This window comes from Streptomyces sp. NPDC027663, assembly GCF_055566415.1.
The window spans coordinates 1-16,737 of sequence record NZ_JBVHSK010000030.1 but is presented as its reverse complement, the minus strand read 5'-3'; the positions used below and the strand labels follow the sequence as shown (position 1 = coordinate 16,737).

The 16,737-nt window shown below is 68.7% G+C and carries 18 protein-coding genes and 2 pseudogenes; 12 read left to right on the top strand and 8 right to left on the bottom strand.

The annotated features are described in order from the left end of the window. Positions 1–109: 109 nt before the first annotated feature. Together ACZ4SF_RS37760 and ACZ4SF_RS37755 are read right to left on the bottom strand one after the other, a co-directional pair. Positions 110–880: a hypothetical protein gene (locus ACZ4SF_RS37760; protein ID WP_468393526.1), complete on the bottom strand. Its 771-nt coding sequence runs from the start codon at positions 878–880 to the stop codon at positions 110–112. A gap of 252 nt (positions 881–1,132) precedes the next feature. Continuing rightward, a complete protein-coding gene (locus ACZ4SF_RS37755) occupies positions 1,133–1,555 on the bottom strand; it encodes a DUF5959 family protein (RefSeq protein WP_468393523.1) in 423 nt (140 codons plus the stop codon). 58 nt (positions 1,556–1,613) lie between these two features. Between ACZ4SF_RS37755 and ACZ4SF_RS37750 the strand changes: the two genes are divergently transcribed. Further along, positions 1,614–2,258 carry an EF-Tu/IF-2/RF-3 family GTPase gene (locus ACZ4SF_RS37750; protein WP_468393520.1) on the top strand — a complete coding sequence of 215 codons (645 nt, stop codon included), beginning with the start codon at positions 1,614–1,616 and terminating at the stop codon, positions 2,256–2,258. A 448-nt stretch (positions 2,259–2,706) separates the two neighbouring features. On the opposite strand, the gene rpsN is transcribed toward ACZ4SF_RS37750, so the two are convergent. After that, positions 2,707–3,012 carry a 30S ribosomal protein S14 gene (rpsN, locus tag ACZ4SF_RS37745; RefSeq protein ID WP_468393518.1) on the bottom strand — a complete coding sequence of 102 codons (306 nt, stop codon included), beginning with the start codon at positions 3,010–3,012 and terminating at the stop codon, positions 2,707–2,709. Continuing rightward, positions 3,012–3,248, bottom strand: coding sequence for a 50S ribosomal protein L28 (gene rpmB, locus ACZ4SF_RS37740; RefSeq protein WP_468393515.1), 237 nt, complete (start codon positions 3,246–3,248; stop codon positions 3,012–3,014). The genes rpsN and rpmB overlap by 1 nt, the downstream gene beginning before the upstream one ends. 66 nt (positions 3,249–3,314) lie before the next feature. On the opposite strand from rpmB, the gene rpmG reads away from it, so the two are divergent. The 5 genes from rpmG (at position 3,315) to ACZ4SF_RS37715 (ending at position 6,411) form a co-directional block, all read left to right on the top strand. Further along, a complete protein-coding gene (gene rpmG, locus ACZ4SF_RS37735; protein ID WP_468393512.1) occupies positions 3,315–3,479 on the top strand; it encodes a 50S ribosomal protein L33 in 165 nt (54 codons plus the stop codon). A gap of 36 nt (positions 3,480–3,515) precedes the next feature. Further along, complete coding sequence (locus ACZ4SF_RS37730; RefSeq protein ID WP_468393509.1) at positions 3,516–3,770, top strand: type B 50S ribosomal protein L31; 255 nt, start codon at positions 3,516–3,518, stop codon at positions 3,768–3,770. Then, positions 3,770–4,924: a CobW family GTP-binding protein gene (locus tag ACZ4SF_RS37725; protein WP_468393506.1), complete on the top strand. Its 1,155-nt coding sequence runs from the start codon at positions 3,770–3,772 to the stop codon at positions 4,922–4,924. The genes ACZ4SF_RS37730 and ACZ4SF_RS37725 overlap by 1 nt, the downstream gene beginning before the upstream one ends. A 743-nt stretch (positions 4,925–5,667) precedes the next feature. Continuing rightward, positions 5,668–5,964, top strand: a complete 297-nt coding sequence (locus tag ACZ4SF_RS37720; protein ID WP_468393504.1) for a hypothetical protein — start codon at positions 5,668–5,670, stop codon at positions 5,962–5,964. Between the two features lie 180 nt (positions 5,965–6,144). Then, positions 6,145–6,411, top strand: coding sequence for a hypothetical protein (locus ACZ4SF_RS37715; RefSeq protein WP_468393501.1), 267 nt, complete (start codon positions 6,145–6,147; stop codon positions 6,409–6,411). Between the two features lie 79 nt (positions 6,412–6,490). Here the strand turns inward: ACZ4SF_RS37715 and ACZ4SF_RS37710 are convergent. Beyond that, a pseudogene (locus tag ACZ4SF_RS37710) lies at positions 6,491–6,661 on the bottom strand (MMPL family transporter); the annotation flags it as partial. A gap of 419 nt (positions 6,662–7,080) precedes the next feature. On the opposite strand from ACZ4SF_RS37710, the gene ACZ4SF_RS37705 reads away from it, so the two are divergent. Both ACZ4SF_RS37705 and ACZ4SF_RS37700 read left to right on the top strand, forming a co-directional pair. After that, positions 7,081–7,353 (top strand): hypothetical protein, encoded by a 273-nt coding sequence (locus ACZ4SF_RS37705; protein WP_468393498.1) that lies wholly within the window; start codon positions 7,081–7,083, stop codon positions 7,351–7,353. A 327-nt stretch (positions 7,354–7,680) separates the two neighbouring features. After that, positions 7,681–7,812 (top strand): hypothetical protein, encoded by a 132-nt coding sequence (locus ACZ4SF_RS37700; RefSeq protein ID WP_468393495.1) that lies wholly within the window; start codon positions 7,681–7,683, stop codon positions 7,810–7,812. 31 nt (positions 7,813–7,843) lie between these two features. Here the strand turns inward: ACZ4SF_RS37700 and ACZ4SF_RS37695 are convergent, their stop codons facing one another. After that, positions 7,844–8,236: an HGxxPAAW family protein gene (locus ACZ4SF_RS37695; RefSeq protein WP_468393492.1), complete on the bottom strand. Its 393-nt coding sequence runs from the start codon at positions 8,234–8,236 to the stop codon at positions 7,844–7,846. A gap of 168 nt (positions 8,237–8,404) precedes the next feature. Between ACZ4SF_RS37695 and ACZ4SF_RS37690 the strand changes: the two genes are divergently transcribed. Beyond that, entirely contained in the window at positions 8,405–8,902 is a 498-nt protein-coding gene (locus ACZ4SF_RS37690; protein ID WP_468393489.1) for a MarR family transcriptional regulator, read from the top strand. A 147-nt stretch (positions 8,903–9,049) separates the two neighbouring features. Here ACZ4SF_RS37690 and ACZ4SF_RS37685 read toward each other — a convergent pair whose 3' ends face one another. Beyond that, positions 9,050–11,872, bottom strand: a complete 2,823-nt coding sequence (locus tag ACZ4SF_RS37685) for a helix-turn-helix transcriptional regulator (RefSeq protein ID WP_468393486.1) — start codon at positions 11,870–11,872, stop codon at positions 9,050–9,052. A 588-nt stretch (positions 11,873–12,460) separates the two neighbouring features. Between ACZ4SF_RS37685 and ACZ4SF_RS37680 the strand changes: the two genes are divergently transcribed. Both ACZ4SF_RS37680 and ACZ4SF_RS37675 read left to right on the top strand, forming a co-directional pair. Beyond that, positions 12,461–15,166, top strand: coding sequence for a LuxR C-terminal-related transcriptional regulator (locus ACZ4SF_RS37680; protein ID WP_468393483.1), 2,706 nt, complete (start codon positions 12,461–12,463; stop codon positions 15,164–15,166). Positions 15,167–15,408: 242 nt separating this feature from the next. After that, positions 15,409–15,843, top strand: a complete 435-nt coding sequence (locus ACZ4SF_RS37675) for an acyl-CoA thioesterase (protein ID WP_468393480.1) — start codon at positions 15,409–15,411, stop codon at positions 15,841–15,843. Positions 15,844–15,987: 144 nt separating this feature from the next. Here the strand turns inward: ACZ4SF_RS37675 and ACZ4SF_RS37670 are convergent, their stop codons facing one another. Next, a complete protein-coding gene (locus tag ACZ4SF_RS37670) occupies positions 15,988–16,317 on the bottom strand; it encodes a response regulator transcription factor (RefSeq protein ID WP_468393477.1) in 330 nt (109 codons plus the stop codon). Between the two features lie 94 nt (positions 16,318–16,411). On the opposite strand from ACZ4SF_RS37670, the pseudogene ACZ4SF_RS37665 reads away from it, so the two are divergent. Beyond that, positions 16,412–16,720 (top strand): annotated as a pseudogene (locus ACZ4SF_RS37665) (transposase); the annotation flags it as partial. Positions 16,721–16,737 lie beyond the last annotated feature (17 nt).

Below are 16,737 nucleotides of genomic sequence, written 5' to 3'. Positions count from 1 at the left end.
ACCCCCCAGGTCATCCGTTCGACAGGGGGCAACAGTCATGCCGGGCCCGGAGGCCAGCGGCCCTCTTGCAGGACCGCAAAGAAGATAACGGGGCGGCGGGCCGGCGGTGTCAGCCCTTGAACTTGGCCGGATCCATGACCTCGCCGGCCGGCGGGGCCGTGACCGTGACCGGCTCGTTGAAGGCGGAGAAGTCGAACGAGCCGGGCTCCTTGCCGCCCTCGGAGGTCATCCGGAGCGCGTAGGGCTCGCCCTTGGCGGCTACGAGGAGGGTCTGGGTCGCGGCACCGTCCTTCCCCGTCAGCGTCACGGCGGGCGTCCCGTTGACCTCGGTGTCCGCCTTCCTGGTCAGGTGGCCCTCCTTCTCGTCCTTCTCGAACATCGTGCCGATGTCACAGAAGGGGAACTTGCCGTCGGCCTTCGCATCCTGCGCAGGCATCTTGAGCCAGCGCCCCTTGAGCATCTCGATGAGGGCGTCCGTGTCCTTCGACGACGAGCCGCCCTCGCTGCCCATCTGCTCCCAGAACTTCTCGTCGCCCTTCATGTAGGCGGCGTCGCCGACCTGACGAATTTCCGCGGAGGCACCCTCCGTGGTGAAGGTCCCCTGGCAGTCGCCCTTCTTGGCGACGTCGAAATCGAAGGTCATGTGCTGGCCGTCGGTGGACATGCCGCCCTTGACCTTGAACGAGTCCAGCTTCGTCATCGCCACGCGGGCCTTCTCGGAGATCTGAGCCGCACTCAGCCCCTTGAACGCCTCCGTGGTGGCGGAGTCGGATCCGCCTGTCCCCTTGGCGTCGGCCTTTTTGTCGCTACCACATGCGGTCAGGGCCATCACCGCCGTCACACACAGACTTGCCGCAGCCATGAGAGTTCGCTTGCTCATCTTTTATTTCCCCTTAAACAAGACCGTCCGCTCATCGGACTCGGGGAAGGCGCAAAGGGATGCAACCATCAGCGTGTGATCCGCCTCACGCTGGACCAGGCTTCCTTGAGTGCAGGACCGGATGAGTGCAGGACCGGATGAGTGCAGGACCGGATGAGTGCAGGACCGCGATGAGTGCAGGACCGCGATGAGTGCAGGACCGCGATGAGTGCCGGCACAGGGCAAGCAGGTCGTTCCGTCCATGGACGGGGATCAGACGGTGCCTTTTTCGCGTGATGACAACCGACGGACACTCTCCAAGTGCCTGCGCTGCTCCTCGACCCAGCCGTCCGGCAGGTCCACGGGTACGACCATTGCCGTGCCCGAGCCTTGGCCGTCCTCCACGGTGACCACGGGAACCGAGAACTGGGTGTTGAACTCGATGTTGATCTCTGGATTGCGCAGGTCGGTCATCCAGCAGATGTCGCGGCCGGCAGCAAGCGCGTCCAGGGCATTCGCCCAGTCGGTCAGATCCTCGGGTGTCAGGCAGAGGTCGAGCCGGCCGTTGCAGAAGGTGCTGGTGATGACGACCTCGGCAGCGAGATCACCCGACTCGAGGCGGCCGAGCACCTTGACGACGACACTGTTCTCATGGTCGGCCAAGTGGATCAGGTCCACCGCCATGTCCTCGGTCACGCACACCTCTCCGACGGAAGAACTCTTCCGGCCATGATGCAGCAACCGCAGGACAGTCATGGCCGATGATCAGCGACCCGCTCCTGCTGGCTTCGGCTACTGTTCGTGGCCGGTAGTGGCAGGGGGCCTGATGCAGGCAGAGAAAAAGCCGTTCCTGATGTGTGTCGAGGATGTCTTCGACTGCAACCAGGGCCGGATGGTCATGCTGACGGGCCGGATCGAGCGCGGGCGGGTCCGCAAGGGTGATGAGGTGGAGATCGTCGGCTTCGACGGCGGCGCGATCCTCCCCGTCGAGGATCTCGAGGTGAGCCGTCGGCGCATCGACGAGGCGAGTGCGGCCATGAATGTGGGCCTGCTGCTGCCTGGCGTGGCATCGGGCGCGGCTGAACGCGGGCAGGTGCTGGCAGCGCCTGGCTCGGTCGGCGCCCATGCGTGCTTCGCGGCGGACCTCACAGTGCTGGCCGAGGAGAGTGGCGGTGCCGAAGTGTGTACCGGTGAGCGCCTGCAATTCCACCTTCGTGCCGCTGTGGTGTGGGGGGTTGTCACGCCGGCCCCTGGGACGGACGCGCTCCGACCACTGCACGCGGGCACGGTCACCGTCGCGTTCGAACGGCCCGTGCCGCTTGAAGAAGGCCAGTCCTTCGCCTTCCGGCACCACGGCCGTGCCGCCGGCACGGGGATCGTGATGCGGCTTCCGGGCTGAAGCACATCGGGCCGGTCTGACGGTCGTACGGCCTCCTGGACTCCATGCCGTCGAACCACGACCCGGGGACGGGACGCGTGCCGTGCGGGGCCCTGTGCCGCCACCGCCGCTACCGTGCCCTGCTCAGGCGCTGAAGCCCTTGATGGAGACGGGCACTCGAGCAGCTCGCCGACCTCCTCGCCGGTGCCGACGTGGAACTCGGCGACGACATCCTCCACCGCATCGACGCCATCGTGCCGCCTGGCCTCCGGCGGGCCCCTCGTCACATCCGTGAGACGCCCTTCAGCACAGCACCAGGGCCGTGCGATGCCCGTCGCCGGTGCCGCATCGACACAAGCCGCCGGCGCGAGGGCCGCATTGGGGCGTACGCAGGGTGGCTTCCGGCGCACCGCCGGCCGCGACCACGCCGAGTCGCGGCCGGCGGCTCATCCGCTGCGAGGGTGAGAGATCACCAGGACGACTTGGTGACTCCGGGAAGGAATCCGGCGTGGGCCTGCTCGCGCATACGGACGCGGGAAAGCCCGAACTGCCGCAGGTGTCCCCGCGGCCGGCCGTCCACGCCGTCCCGGTTGCGTACCCGGGTCGCGCTGGCATCGCGCGGCTGCCGCCGAAGCTCCGCCAGAGCAGCGGCTCGCTCGGTCTCCACGGTTCCCGGGCGGCGGATGATCTCCTTCAGTTCGGCCCGCCGGGCCGCGTAACGCTCGACGATCGCCTTGCGCTTCTCGTTCTTGGCGATCTTGCTCTGCTTGGCCATCAGACCTTTACCCCCCGGGCGCGGATGTGGGCCACGGCCGCCTCGATACCGATGCTGTCGATCGTCTTGATCGCCTTGGCGCTGAGCGTCAGGCGTACATGCCTGCCCTCGCTCGGCAGCCAGTACCGCTTGCGCTGGATGTTGGGGTCGAAGCGCCGGGACGTGCGCCGGTGCGAGTGGGAGATGTTGTTGCCGAAGCCCGGCTGGGCGCCGGTCAGTTGGCAGTGGGCGGACAAGGTGTTACCTGCCTCTCTCTGGACGGCTGTTTTTGGTAATGGAAACCATTGTCATATACTAGCGTCATGGCTCGCAACGAGGTACGCCCGATCATCAAGCTCCGCTCCACCGCGGGGACCGGCTACAGCTACGTCACCCGCAAGAACCGGCGGAACGATCCCGACCGCATGGTCCTGCGCAAGTTCGACCCGATCGCCCGCAGGCACGTCGACTTCCGAGAAGAACGCTGACCCCACCGCCCTGACCCTGCCCCGAAGGACACCGTCATGAAGCCCGGAATCCACCCCCCGTACGGCCCTGTCGTCTTCCGCGACAAGGCCGCCGGGTCCGCCTTCCTCACCCGCTCCACCATGACCAGCGACAAGGCCATCGAGTGGGAGGACGGCAACACCTATCCCGTTGTCGACGTCGAGATCTCCGACGTGAGTCACCCCTTCTACACCGGCACCGCCCGCGTCCTGGACACCGCCGGCCGCGTCGAGCGATTCGAGCGCCGCTACGGCCGGCGCGAGGCGAAGTGATGCAGAGCAAGCCCCGACTGCCCGTCGTGATGGTCGGCGGGCTTCATTCCGACGCCCGCAGGGAAGTCGTCGACCGCCTCCTGCGCACCGTCCCCGGCAGCGTCGCCCTTCACCATGACCTGGCCACGGCGGCCGAAGGCACCCTGCGGCGCCTGGTGCGCGACTCCTCCGGCGAGCTGTCGTACGGCGATGCTCCGCTCGTCAACGACTGCGCCTGCTGCGCGCTGCGCGAAGACCTGGTCCCCGAGCTGGAGCGCCTGGCCGCCGACGGTGCGACCCGACTGGCGATCGTGGAACTGTGGGACTCCGTCGAACCCAAGGCGATGGCAGAGGTCGTCGTCGCGCACGGCGGCGCAGCCCTCGATCTCACCAATGTGATGACCGCCGTCGACCCCTCGCTCGTGCTGTCCTACCTCGCCAACGGCGACGACCTGGCCGAGGCCGGTCTCGCCGCTGCCACCACCGACCAGCGCACGGTCGGCGACACCTGGGCCCGACAGCTGGAGTACGCGCCCGTGCTCGCTCTCGTCGACAGCGAGCACGCCGACGACGAGGACCGCGCCCTCCTTGCCCAGCTGCACCCGACTGCCCACCGGGTGCCCGCTGGATCGGCTGAACTCGCCGAACTGGCCTTCGCCGGCTTCGACGTGGAAGCGGCGGCCGCCGCCCAGCACCCGGCCTGCGCTCTGCTGCCCCAGGAGGCGGACGAAGCGGGAGTCGCCACCCTCGTCTGGCACCGCCGCCGCCCCTTCCACCCCGAACGCCTCTACCAGGCACTGGAAGACCTCTGCTGCAGCGCCGCCCGAAGCCGCGGCCGGTTCTGGCTCGCCGACCGCCCCGACACCCTGCTCGCCTGGGACGCCGCAGGAGGCGCACTGTCCGTGGAGAACGCCGGCCCGTGGCTGGCTTCCCTGCCGGACGCCGCATGGGACGTGGTGCCCCCGGTACGCCGGGCGGCTGCCGCCCTGGACTGGCACCCCGAGCACGGCGACTGCTGCCAGCACCTCGTCTTCACCTCCCCCGGCCTCGACCGCGCCGGTCTGGCCCAGCTGCTCGAGTCCTGCCTGCTCACCGACGACGAGTACGCCGCTGGTCCCGAGGCGTGGAAGCACCTGCCGGCCGCGTTCGACTCGCTCCTCGATCCCGCCTCATGACCCCCGGCACCAGACACCCGTCCGACATCAGCACCGAAGCAGGAGCACCCATGGCCCGCCGCCACGACCCCCGCATGGCCTTGTCGGCCAGTAGTGACGTCACTTGTCGATAAGTTTGGGAGGCGCCCCGTTCCAGGGATGGGTGATGTAGGCGAGTTTGGGAGGCACCAGGGTTGCCAGGACAGCATCGCGATGCTCCTGGTGAAAGGTGCTGGTCATGCTGCGGATGTCGAAGGCCGAGCTGTATGCGGCGACGGCGTGACCATCGCGACGGCATGTCGATGCGCGAGCTTGGGCGCAGGAACGGCGTGACGTGGCGGACGGTGCCCGAGGGCGTTGGACTCGTCCTGGCCGGAACCGTGCAAGAAGCTGCCGCACGACATGTCTCGACCAGCGCTATCGGGTCTCCATCCTGATGTGATCAACCGACCCTCGCCATGATTACCTGAGGGGGGACACCGAACGGGGGATCACACATCAGCGAAGGCAAAGCCGCGGGCAGCGACGGCAAGACCACAGGGGACGACCGGCTTCCGGAGCCGGACGGGACGAAGCTTCCGCTGTCCCCGGACGAAATCGAGCGGCACAAGATCCTCCCAGGCTGGGAGGGCCACTACAGCGCACCGCCCGCGGGCAGCACCGCCGACCCGCTGGACCGGCCGCAGCCGCGCCCGGACCCTCCCGGCCTCCTCCAGCCACCGCCCTCCGGCGGACGGTCGGTCGACCTGAAGATCGCACCAGGTGTGCTCAAGAAGGCCGCCGGCCAGATCGACGACATCTACAACCACTTCTACGAGCCGGCCGCGTCGCTGGAGGAGCCCGCGCTGAAGGCGGTGGGCGCGCTGGAGGGCCTGGAGTCGGCGCGGGCGGTCCGGCTCGCCCACCGGCAGTGGGAGCGGCAGGCCGGCACGGTCACGGCCTGGCTCGCGCACATCGCCGAGAGCCTGCGGGCCGGCGACGGCACCTACACCCGGACCGACATCGCGGTGGGCCAGACCGCCGGCCAGGTGCGGGTCCGCTCGGCGCTGGAGGACTACTGATGGCGGAGACCTCCTACCTCTCCCTGCTGGCCGTGGACCTGTCGGCGCTGGACGGCCTGGCGGAGCGCCGGCGCGACCTCCGGGCAACTCACCGGCACCTACAGGGGCGAGGGCGACGCGGAGGGCGTCACGCTCACCCTGAAAGCGTCGGAGAGCGAGCCGGGCAGCGGCACGGTCACCGTGCACGACTGGCCGACCGGTGACTGGTACCGGAGCGAACTCGGCGAGTCCTTCGACGGGTCCGGCACCTGGTCCGTGGTGCAGGGCGGCACCTCGGCCACCGAGTTCGCGCACCTGTCCCTCTCCTTCACCGCACCGGAGCGCTTCCTGGATGGGGACACCCTCGACTCCCTGTCTATCGCCGAGCGCGACGGACGCACCTATCTCTACGCGGAGGACGCCCCGGACGTCTGCCCCGCTTTCCGGCTGCGGCTCCAGGGCGGCTGAGCCCGAGGCGACGCGCGGCATCCGGTGAAGGTGCCCCGTCCACGGGGTTCTCACGGCTGGCGGCGCCGGAGGCGGCACGTCAGGCGCGTACCAGCTCCCGGTCCTCGTGCGGGCCCTTGCGGTGGTCGCCGTCGGCCAGGATACGTAGGCCCTCACCCTCGACGTCGATGTGGGGCAGGGCCCGGTCCAGCAACTTCGGCAGCCACCGGGCCCGCTTGCCGAGCGGTGCCAGGACGGCTGGGACCATGGACTCGCTGGAGCCGGACCGCACCCGTTGTGAGCGCACCGAGTCCGGCACTGGGTCGACGCCGACCTGGACGGCTGCCGAACGGGGGCCGACGTCGTGAAGGCGGAGGCGGGCAAGGTCCCTGAACAGGGCCTTCGCTGTGTACTCACCGGCGCGAGTGGTACTCGCCGTACGACGACCGCTACGTACAGGGCCCCGTGGCCTGGACATCGACCATCTGGTCCCGCTTGTGGCCGGGGCTTTGCAGTGCCTCAACCGCTTGTGTTGGTGCAGCGGGCCACCGTCCGCAGCACGTCGAAGCCCTGGCCGGGCGGAGGCTGCCCGGCGAGATGGCGCAGCAGGCCGGCGGCATCTGGCTCTCCCGCTACCGCGCCTGACGCGGGCAGGCCCGCGCTGTCAGTGGCGGCTGCGAGGCTGTACGGATGGACCGTGATGACGAGCAGTTGCTGCGCCGCCGGGTTTACGGCGCCGACCACGATCACCCGGGCCCGCGGCACGACCGGCGCTACGTCGAGCTGGTCGGCGGGCCGCTGGACGGCCTGCTGCTCGACATCACCGGCTGGACGCAGGACGAGGTCGACACCGGTGTGGCGCTGGCCACTGAGCTGGGGCAGTTCGGCGCGGGCGGCCGGGCGATGTACGACCCGCGCCCCGGCGACCCGGCCTGCTTCGACTGGGCCGGCGATACCCCTTGACCGTCCCGGGCCGACTCGCCCATCGAACCGGCCCGAGGCGGGCTGGTGCGTGACCAGCGCGCCGATCGTCGTGCACCGGCCCTCCCTCTCGGGCGCCGGAGAGTCGCCGTGCACAGCAGTGACCGGGACGAGATCATCGGCACCGCCTACAGCGACCACGACCTGGTTGTGTTCCTCGAAAGCGCTGACATCGCCGACCCCCGAGGCCGTGCTGGACGACCTGCAGTGGGCGGAGTGGCGCGGCGGCCCCGCCCACGAGTTCAGCGCCGCCTGACCTCCCCGATGGGGAAGTAGCCACGGCGCTGGTTGCGATGCGGCCACTCTTGGGTGGAACGCGTCCCTCAGGAAACGCTGGCAGCCCTCACCCGCCTCGTCGACGTCCTCCTCGAGGACATCTCCGCCCCGGCCGGCCGGCGGACCCTGCGGCACCCGTACGCCACCGCACACATCGCTGGCTGATGATCCGGCCGCGCGGTGTTCGGTCAGGCCGCTACCGTGCCACAGGAACCCCCGGACCGGCCTGGGCGTCCACGGTGGCAGACTCCGTCGGCTGCCTGGTCTGCTGCGGCGTGGCGGGCCGTCGCCCTGCGAGGCGGCATCCGAGGCAGCCGGCGTGACCGCTGCGGGCGGTGAGGTCCTTGACTCGCCAGTCCCATTGGTCAGCCGGTCGCGGGCCGCTGGGCTTCCCCCAACCGGCCAGGTGAAGCATCCAGGTGATCAGCAGAGCCAGCAGCAGGACACCGACGCCGGTCAGCAGCAGGGTGGTCGAGGTGGCGATCAGGGCGAGACCGCAGAGGCCGAATCCTGCCGTTGCGATGCCCATCCCGGTCCACCCGGCGACCGTGTGGCCCAGGTCGTACTCGTCGTCTCCATGTATGAACATAGGCGTCTCGCGTCTCCTTAGGTGGATGGGATGCTGAGGTGACCGGCTCGTCGGCTCCACAGCCGCAGGTATCTTACCTCGCGAGCTAATATACTTAGATGCTAAGGGGATGTTGTGAGGCGTGGCAAGGAACACTCGGTTGCAACAGGGGCCCAAGCGCTGTTCGCCATGGACCGGATGATTGCCACCGCCCAGTTCGGACAGCAGGACATCGCGCGGGCTCTCGGCCTGAACGTCACGGACGTGACCTGTCTCGGCTTCCTCATCGAAGCGTCGATGGCCGGTGAATCCCTTGTGGCCGGTGACCTGGCAGAACGGGCTCGTCTGACCACCGGAGCGGTCACCGGGGTCCTCAACCGTCTGGAAAAGGCCGGCTACGTCCGCCGCCAGTCAGACCCGCAGGACCGTCGGCGTGTTCATGTCGTGGTGGAGGAGAGGGCGCAGGAGCGCATTCTCAAGGTCTACAGCCCTCTCTACGAACGCCTGACCGCTCTGTTCGCCGCTTACGAGGATGAAGAGCTGGGGGTGCTCACAGACTGGTTCACCCAGGCCCGGGACCTGTTTATCGAGGCGCTGGAGGAGATCCGTCAGGGCGTCGGCTCGATACGCGCGGCAGCAGCGACCGGGGAAGACGACGGTGCGGCCGGCGGTGGCCGGCGCACGTGACGCCGAGCTGTCCGCGGACCGCTGTCACCCACCGATGCTCCTCGCCCGATCCCGGCACGCCCCGGTCCGCTCCCTGAAACGGGATGTCCGCCCCGGCGTCGACGCGGTCGCCCGACGCGTCCCCGCGCGCAGGCTCAGGGCGCCGGCTCAGGGCGCGGCGGCGATGGCATGGGGGAGCTGAGTGCGGCGGTTGATGCCCAACTTCCGGTAGGCGGCGGACAAGTGGACTTCCACGGTCTTCGCGGTGACGTACAGCTGCTGGGCGATCTGCCGGTTTGTCATTCCCTGGGCGGCGAGCTTGGCCACCCTCATCTCACTCGGGGTGAGCGCTTGCGGACCGGTCACATGGGGGCTGCGGGGGCGGGCTCCCGCAGCACGCAACTCATCGCGCGCGTGCTCCGTCAGCAGGGAGCCTCCGCACTGGTGGGCGAGCTCCAGTCCCTGCGCGAGATAGGCGCGGCCTCTGACACGGCTGTTCGCACGCCGCAGAGCAGAGCCAAGATCGATGAGGGACTTGGCGTGTTCCAGCCGGGCGGGGCCGTGGCGGAGTGTCTTCTCGGCTTCCTCAAGCAGACCGAGGCCTTCAGGTCCGGAATGGAGCAGGCCGTAGATGCGCAGAGCGCGGCCGATGGCGTGGTCGGCACCCCACTGCCGGGCAAGATCGAGTTCCTCCGCGGCCAGCCGGCGAGCTTCCTCATCGCGGTCCAGTGCGTGCAGGCACGATGCCGCCTGGGAGCGCCACGGCAGCAAGGCCGGGTTGGTCCCGCCGTAGCGGGCGAAGCGTCGGCCGGCGTCGAACGCGGCGTCCAGCGCCTCTTCGTGCCGGCCCAGGAAGTACAGCAGCTTTGCACGGCTGTGCTGGTACAAGTACATCGTGGAGGTGGCGTCGTGCTCGTGGTGCGGCACGGCCAGCAAGGCCTCTGCCTCCTCGAGGCGTCCTTCCTCGGTCAGCGTCTCGACCATCCACGCGAGTGCGGCCTGGTGTGTCAGGACGTTGCTGCTCACTTCGGCCATGCGTAGTGACTCGCGCAGGTCGCTCTCCGCCTCTGCGAGTTCACCGTGCAGCAGCCACGCCCAACCCCGGCACGCGTAGAGATTGCACAAGGTGACCAGGGAGCCGGTGCGACGGGTTTCGGCGATCAGCGACTCGCAGACGTCAAGGCCTTCGCCCGGATCGTGGGCAAGAAGCGGGACACATGAGTTGACCAGCATCAGCGCGTTGGCGGTAGCGGCCTTCCGCAAGCTCGCTTCCGCCATGATCCTGCGCGTGGGGGCCACGGCCTCAGGACGCGCGGCCATCGTGTCGAAGGTGGCGATGGCCGCATCGAGCAGCGCCGCCCCGGCGGAGGGTACCGGGGGAAGGCGACGCAGCGAGGGCAGTTCCGGAGCCACCTCGTCCCAGCCGCTCGCGGAAAGATGGACGATCAACCATGTGGCCTGCAGCGCGCGCCGTGCATCGCTGTCATCCTGCGGCAGACGGTCGATGGCTTTGCGAAGGACCGCGTCGGCCCTGGCCGGATCCTGGGCACCGAGCACGGACGCCAGTGCCTGCATGGCGGCCAGGCTGCTGTGTGTCACGATGTCGTCCGTTGCGGCGACCGCCTCATCGAAGTACGCCACGGCCGAGGGCAGGTCGACCATGAAGGCGGCGGAGCCCGCCTCCGTGAGCACAGTGACTCGTTCCTGAGCGGGCAGCGTCTCGGCAGTCGCGCGTTGCAGGTACCTCAGTGCCGCCTCGACCGCGCCGGCGTCCATGGCCTCGTCGGCGGCGCGCCGCAGTATCGTCACCGCCTCCGGTACCGCCTTCGCAGGCACCTGCAGCACATGCGCGGCGACCTGCTCGATGCGAGCCCCTGCCTCGGAGAGCACGCGTACCGCGCGCGTATGCAGACGAGCCCGCTCCACCGGGTCGACATTCTCGTAGACCGTGGCTCGGATCAGCGGGTGGACGAAATCCAGGAGGCCGGGCTCTCCCGGCTCCCGTCGTCGCAGCAAGTGGGCCGCCTGCAAGTGGGCGACGCTCTGCCCTGCCTCGTCGGCGGTCAGACCGGCCAGTCCGACGGCCTGGCCGGGAACAGCTCCTGCCCCGAGAACGGCGACAGCTCGGGCCAGGGCGACGCTTTCCCTGGTCAGCCGACCCAGTTCCACCGACACGCGCCGGCCCAGGACGCGGGCCCCCAGCTCCTCCACACGCGTTGCGACGGCGTCCGTGGGGGCCAGGCCTTCTGAGGTCATGGCACGTGCCAGTTCGCTGACCAGCAGGGGGTTGCCGCCAGTGGCCTGGTGACAGGCACGGACGAACCCGCTCTCCGGGGTCTCCCCGAACCAGTCGGCCAGCAGTCCGCCCGTCGATTCCGTCTGCAGCGGGGCGGGCTGCATGATCTCGCACGTCTGATCCGACAGTGCGACGTCGAGCAGATGCGAGGCCGCGCCCGGTTCATCGGGACGCATGGTGGCCACCAGGAACAGACGCAGGTCCTCCATGCGGGGCAGCAGGTGCAGCAGGAACCGCAGTGACGGCTCGTCCGCCCAGTGCAGGTCATCCACCAGCAGAGCGACCGGGCCGTCCTGACAGAGGTTCGACATCAGCCAGAACAGTCCGTGGAACACTGCGAACTCGCCGGGCACCGGCAAACCGTCGGCCGGCCTCCGCGCCACCACCGCCTCGGCCGCTTCCGCTCCCGCCAGCCAGCGGGCACGATCACCGGCGAAAGCCGCCCGGAGAAGGGGCTCGAAGACTTGCCTCACAAGGCCGGACGCGTATGCGCGCTCCACTTCCGAGCCTCTTGCCTTGAGCAGGCGCAGTCCGGCGGCGGCAGCCATGTCACCGGACTCCTTGAGAAGACGCGTCTTTCCCACTCCGGCCGGCCCGCAGATCACGATGAACGAACTGTCACCTGCCTGCGCCGCATGAATTGCGGTCCGCAGTCGATCGAGTTCCTTTGCTCTGTCCAGCAATGCCCCCTGCATGGGCTCATTCTTGCATTGACAGACTCACACCCTCATAACCGGACAGCGGTGCCGGGCCGGTACCCGGCCTGGTGGGATTTCTTCTGGTTGCTTCGAGCGCCCTTCCCGTCGATGGATTAAGTAAAACTACCGAAGCGACCGAATCCGGGAGCCGGGGCTGCGGTGCCGAGGCGGCTCGGTACGAGAAACGACCGCGCGGCCGGGGCAGTGGCTGTCACGGACGTTCCGACTCACGCGCACCCGGATCACGTCGATCGTGCCGACGGCGAGGCCGGTACGGGGCCGGCGCGGGCCAAGGTGAGGGAGCCTTCCACTCAGCAGCAGCCGGCAGCCCCCAGCTGGTGCGCTCGTACGAGTCATGCGCTCCGCTCCACGTCGGCCACGCCCCGCATCGGCCACGCACTGCGACATTCAGTCACCCAACGGGACCGTGCTCCGCGCCGGACGCTCTGAGGCTCTGGTCAGCGCAGAGGGGATGCGTGATCCGGTGATTCCGAGGCAGCTCCTTCCACTTCACGCCCACCCCCGGTCCGCAAAATCTTGGGGTCCTGCCCCAACGCGAGGGCGGGGGAGTGCGACGCAAGCTCAATGGCAGGCGCCCTGCCGGGACCCCCATCTCACCTCACCAAGAACACACCCACGCCTGGGAACCCCATGACCTCACCTGCGTACACGACCTGCTCCCTCGATTTCCGCCCTGCCCGTGGACGACAGGAGCTCACGCTCGTCGACCGGCCCGCACTGGTCGGACGGGACCGGGAGCTCAAAGCGGCGCTCCACGCACTCAGCGGTTCGACAGGCGCGGGCGGCGCACTGATCGTCGGGCCGCCAGGGGTGGGCAAAACGCGTCTGGCCCAAGAGATCGCGGCCACCGTGAATCCCACCGCCGATGTCGCACCGCTCCAGCAGAGCGGGGATACCCGGAGCGCAGGTCTTCAGGGAAGGCCGACCGCCGCCCTCCACGTCACCTACCTCACGCCGGGTTTCGTCATGCCCGTGGTGCAGCGTCTCCTGCGGTCCGCTTCGCGCCGGCCCCGTCTGCTGTGGATCGACGACGCGCATCAGATGTCACCGGAGACCGCGGAGGCCCTGCGTCAGCTCTCCTCTCTGCGAAGCGACAAGTGTCTCCTGACGGCCGGTTCGGCCGAAGGCGGACTGCAGTTGCAGACGCTCTGGAAAGACCAGCACCTCGTCCGCGTGGAGCTGGGCCCGCTGGACGTGCCGGCGACCCGGCGCTTGACCAGCATGATGCTGGGCGACCAGATGGCGCAGCGGAGCGTTGTGCATCTGGCTGCCATGTCGCAGGGCAATCCACTGCTGCTCCGCGAACTGCTGCGCGCCGCCTTGGACCAGAATCTGATCTTCCACGACGGTCATGAATGGCAATTGGGTACCTGCGTTCCCTTCTCCGGCGCCCTGCGCGATCTGCTGGCCCGGCAGCTGGCGAACCTCGACCGAGAGTCCCAGCGGGCCCTAGAACTGATCGCACTCGCCGAACCGGCCCGGCTGGAAGTACTGGAGAAGACCGTCAGCAGCGCGATGCTGCTCAGGCTCGAGGACGACGGCTTGATCCGGGTTCCCGATCCCTGCTCGGTTCGGGGCGATCAGCTGCAGTCGCTGGTGTCCATCGCCCATCCCTACCTCGGACACGTGCTGCGCCAGGAAGTCGCACCGCTGCGTCGCAGGCACTATCTGCGGACATGGGCCGAGGCCCTGCCGCCGCAGTCCAGTCGGCTGCCGGCCGAGTGCGTCCGGCTCGCCGAGTGGCACCTGGACTCGGGTGACGTCCCCGACGAGTCCTTGTTGCTCGCCACGACGCAGCATGCGCTTCAGGAGCACGACACCCCGACCGCTTCTCGGCTGGCCGCGGCGGCCTGGCGCCACTACCGCACCTTCCAGGCGGCTGAACTCCACGCGCAGGCCCTGCTCGCGCTGGGCGAGTTCAGGAAGTTCCACGCGTTTCTGGACGAGGTGCGCCTCGAAAATCCGGACCATGCGGCCCCACTCGCCCTGGTCGAGGCCAGGGCACTGCTCTGCCAGGGCCGATACGACGACGCCGAGCGCCTGCTGAGTACGGTTTCCCCTGGTGATGGCGAGTCCGAGCAGGTGCTCGCCGCCCATCTCCGGGGACGTTTCTCCGAGGTGGTTCCCCGGGCGGAGCGGCTCTTGCGGGACACCGCGTCGGAACACCGCGTCGAGGCGGCAATCCTGGCCATGTCGGCGATGTGCCACGAAGGGCGGCCTCTTGACGCCCTGGAGCTGTACGACGAACTGCGCGAACTCCGGGTGGACGCCGATGGATCGTTGTGGCCTTTCGACCAGGACTCCCTGGAAGAGATGCACGCGATCGTCCTGCTGCACGCCGGGCGTCTGGGCGAGGCCGAGAACATCATGCTCCGTGAGTACGACAACGCCACACGGGAGAACCGCGTGCGCGCCGATGCTCAGCGCGGCCTGGTACTGGGAGTGACCCTGTACGAGCGCGGCCGCCTCCGGGAGGCGCTTTCCTACTTCTCGTTCACCCCCGCCTACCAGGTCGGATGGTGGCCCTGGCAGTTCAAGGCCCACATCTACGCCGCTTTGACGAACAGTTGTCTGCCTCCCGCGCAGCGCGGGCCGGTGGACGACACTCTCGATCACGCCGTCGACGGGCATGAGGATCCGGCGCTCCATCTGGCCAGGGCCTGGCGAGCGCATGCGCAGGGCCATCAGGACACCGCGACGGCGTATCTGCACAGTGGGGTGGACCGGGCTCTTGCAGCCGGGCACTACACGCACGCGATCGTTGCACTGCACGAGGCAGCCCGGCTCGGTCTGGCCCCCCACCCCGCCGTAGAACGCGACCTGCCGGTGCAGGGCGCCTACCTGCGCAGCCGCCTGCACTACGCCCGCGCGGTCAGTACCGGTGACCTCAGACTGCTCGGCCAGGCCTGCAGGGTCCTCGCCGAGGCGGGGGCGGCGCTGTACGCGGCCGAAGGGTACGCGGAACTGGCTCGTATGCAGCGTCGCGCGGGCAAGGACAGGGCGGCGACGGCGTCGACGGCCCAGGCGCGAGCCCTTCTGGAGCGCTGTGGGGACGCCGCGACTCCTCCGCTGCACTTTCTCGGTGAGGCCGTCGCGCTGTCACCGCGGGAGCGGACCGTCGCCCGGCTGGCCGCGCAAGGGCTCACCGACAAGGAGATCGCAGGCCAACTCGTGGTCTCCCCCCGGACCGTCAGCAACACCCTGTACCGGATCTACCAGAAGGTCGGCGCATCCGACCGCCGGCACATGCGCAAGCTGCTGTCCATGTGACGAGGGCCCTCTGGTACTCCTGCGCCCGCGGTACCGATGGGTGCGGTGCGGCGTCGTTCGTGCCGACCCCGTCGTCACGGTACTGCCGGGAGACGACGACTGCCTGTGAGTAACAACTGCTCAGGCTGGGCTCGTTCGTCCCTTTACGTTGGCTGTCACAGGTAACCGTCACTGCCGCCCGCGGGTCCGCGGCCCCACGAGGGACGCTCCCGCCCCAGGCCCTCACAAAGGAGACACGCGTCGTGTCGGATCTTCAGACCACCTATCGAGGAACCGTCTACCCGTGGCACTGCGACCACATGGGTCACATGAACGTCATGTGGTACGTCGGGAAGTTCGACGAAGCCACCTGGCAGATGTTCTCGTCCATAGGTCTGACTCCAGGTTATCTGCGCGACAACGCTCGTGGCATGGTCGCCGTCGAGCAGAAGATCGCTTATCGGCGGGAGCTGCACGCCGGTGATGTCGTACTGGTGCGGTCAGGTCTTCTGGAGGTACGGAACAAGTCGATCCGGTTCTGCCACCAGATGGAGAACGCCGTGACCGGGGAGATCTCGGCCGTCACGGTGATCACGGGAATTCATATCGACACGGTTGCCCGGCGCGCAGTCGCTCTGCCGGAAGAACAGTCCGGCGCCGCCCAGAAGATGATCGCGGATTTCGACCCCGGAATCTGACCATTGCATCCGGCCTGGCACTCCGTGTGAAGGCGCTGTCCGGACGGAAGGCGCCCCGGACTCTCCCTCCGAGATCTGGTGCGCACGAACGAGCGAGGAATGTCTGCGTGCCAGGTGGCACATTCCCACTGATTGCGCGATCCATCAGTCGAACAGAGTGGGCTCGGAGTAGTAAAGCTGTGTCAGCTCCGCCCGGGAGGCGACCCCGAGCTTGGGGAAGACCTTGTAGAGGTGATACTCGACCGTGCGGCGGCTCAGAATGAGCTGCGTGGCGATCTCCTGGTCGGAGTTGCCCGCCGCGGCCAGGCGCGCGATGCGCAGCTCCTGAGGGGTGAGCTCGCCGGACTGCTCCTTGTGCCGGCGGGTCGTCTGGCCGGCGGCGCGCAGTTCCCGCCGGGCGCGTTCGGCCCACGGCCATACAGTGAGGTGGTGCAGTGTGTCCGCGGCACTACGCAGACAGCGGCGGGCGTACACCCGCTTGCGTGCGCGCCTCAGCCGCTCACCGAAGTACAGCTCCGTCCGTGCCCTAAGACGTCATCTCATTTGGATTCTTCGGTAGCCTGCTGGCGTGGGGATTGTTGAGCGGGTGGTGCCGGAAGCGCCTTCCCGACCGCAGGGCGGCGGCAGGCGTCGGCACGGTGACCGGGAGGTGCTGGCTGCGATCGTGTTCGTGGCCACGTCGGGCTGCACGTGGCAGCAGCTGCCGTCTGCATCGTTCGGGCCCTCGGGAGCGACGGCTCACCGGCGCTTCGCCGAGTGGACGAGGGCCAGGGTCTGGGCCAAGCTGCACCGCTTGGTCCTCGACGAGCTCGGCGCCCGCGGTGAGCTGGACTGGTCCCGCTGCGCGATCGACTCGGTGAACATGAGGGCCCTGAAAAGGGGGACCTGACAGGC

Coding starts and splice junctions, on each gene's coding strand:
- ACZ4SF_RS37690 (WP_468393489.1), top strand. CDS start 8,405: ATGGACCGGATGATTGCCACCGCCCAGTTCGGACAGCAGGACATCGCG.
- ACZ4SF_RS37695 (WP_468393492.1), bottom strand. CDS start 8,236: ATGTTCATACATGGAGACGACGAGTACGACCTGGGCCACACGGTCGCC.
- rpsN (WP_468393518.1), bottom strand. CDS start 3,012: ATGGCCAAGCAGAGCAAGATCGCCAAGAACGAGAAGCGCAAGGCGATC.
- rpmG (WP_468393512.1), top strand. CDS start 3,315: ATGGCTCGCAACGAGGTACGCCCGATCATCAAGCTCCGCTCCACCGCG.
- ACZ4SF_RS37730 (WP_468393509.1), top strand. CDS start 3,516: ATGAAGCCCGGAATCCACCCCCCGTACGGCCCTGTCGTCTTCCGCGAC.
- ACZ4SF_RS37705 (WP_468393498.1), top strand. CDS start 7,081: ATGGACCGTGATGACGAGCAGTTGCTGCGCCGCCGGGTTTACGGCGCC.
- ACZ4SF_RS37760 (WP_468393526.1), bottom strand. CDS start 880: ATGAGCAAGCGAACTCTCATGGCTGCGGCAAGTCTGTGTGTGACGGCG.
- ACZ4SF_RS37725 (WP_468393506.1), top strand. CDS start 3,770: ATGCAGAGCAAGCCCCGACTGCCCGTCGTGATGGTCGGCGGGCTTCAT.
- ACZ4SF_RS37680 (WP_468393483.1), top strand. CDS start 12,461: ATGGCAGGCGCCCTGCCGGGACCCCCATCTCACCTCACCAAGAACACA.
- ACZ4SF_RS37750 (WP_468393520.1), top strand. CDS start 1,614: ATGGCCGATGATCAGCGACCCGCTCCTGCTGGCTTCGGCTACTGTTCG.
- ACZ4SF_RS37685 (WP_468393486.1), bottom strand. CDS start 11,872: ATGCAGGGGGCATTGCTGGACAGAGCAAAGGAACTCGATCGACTGCGG.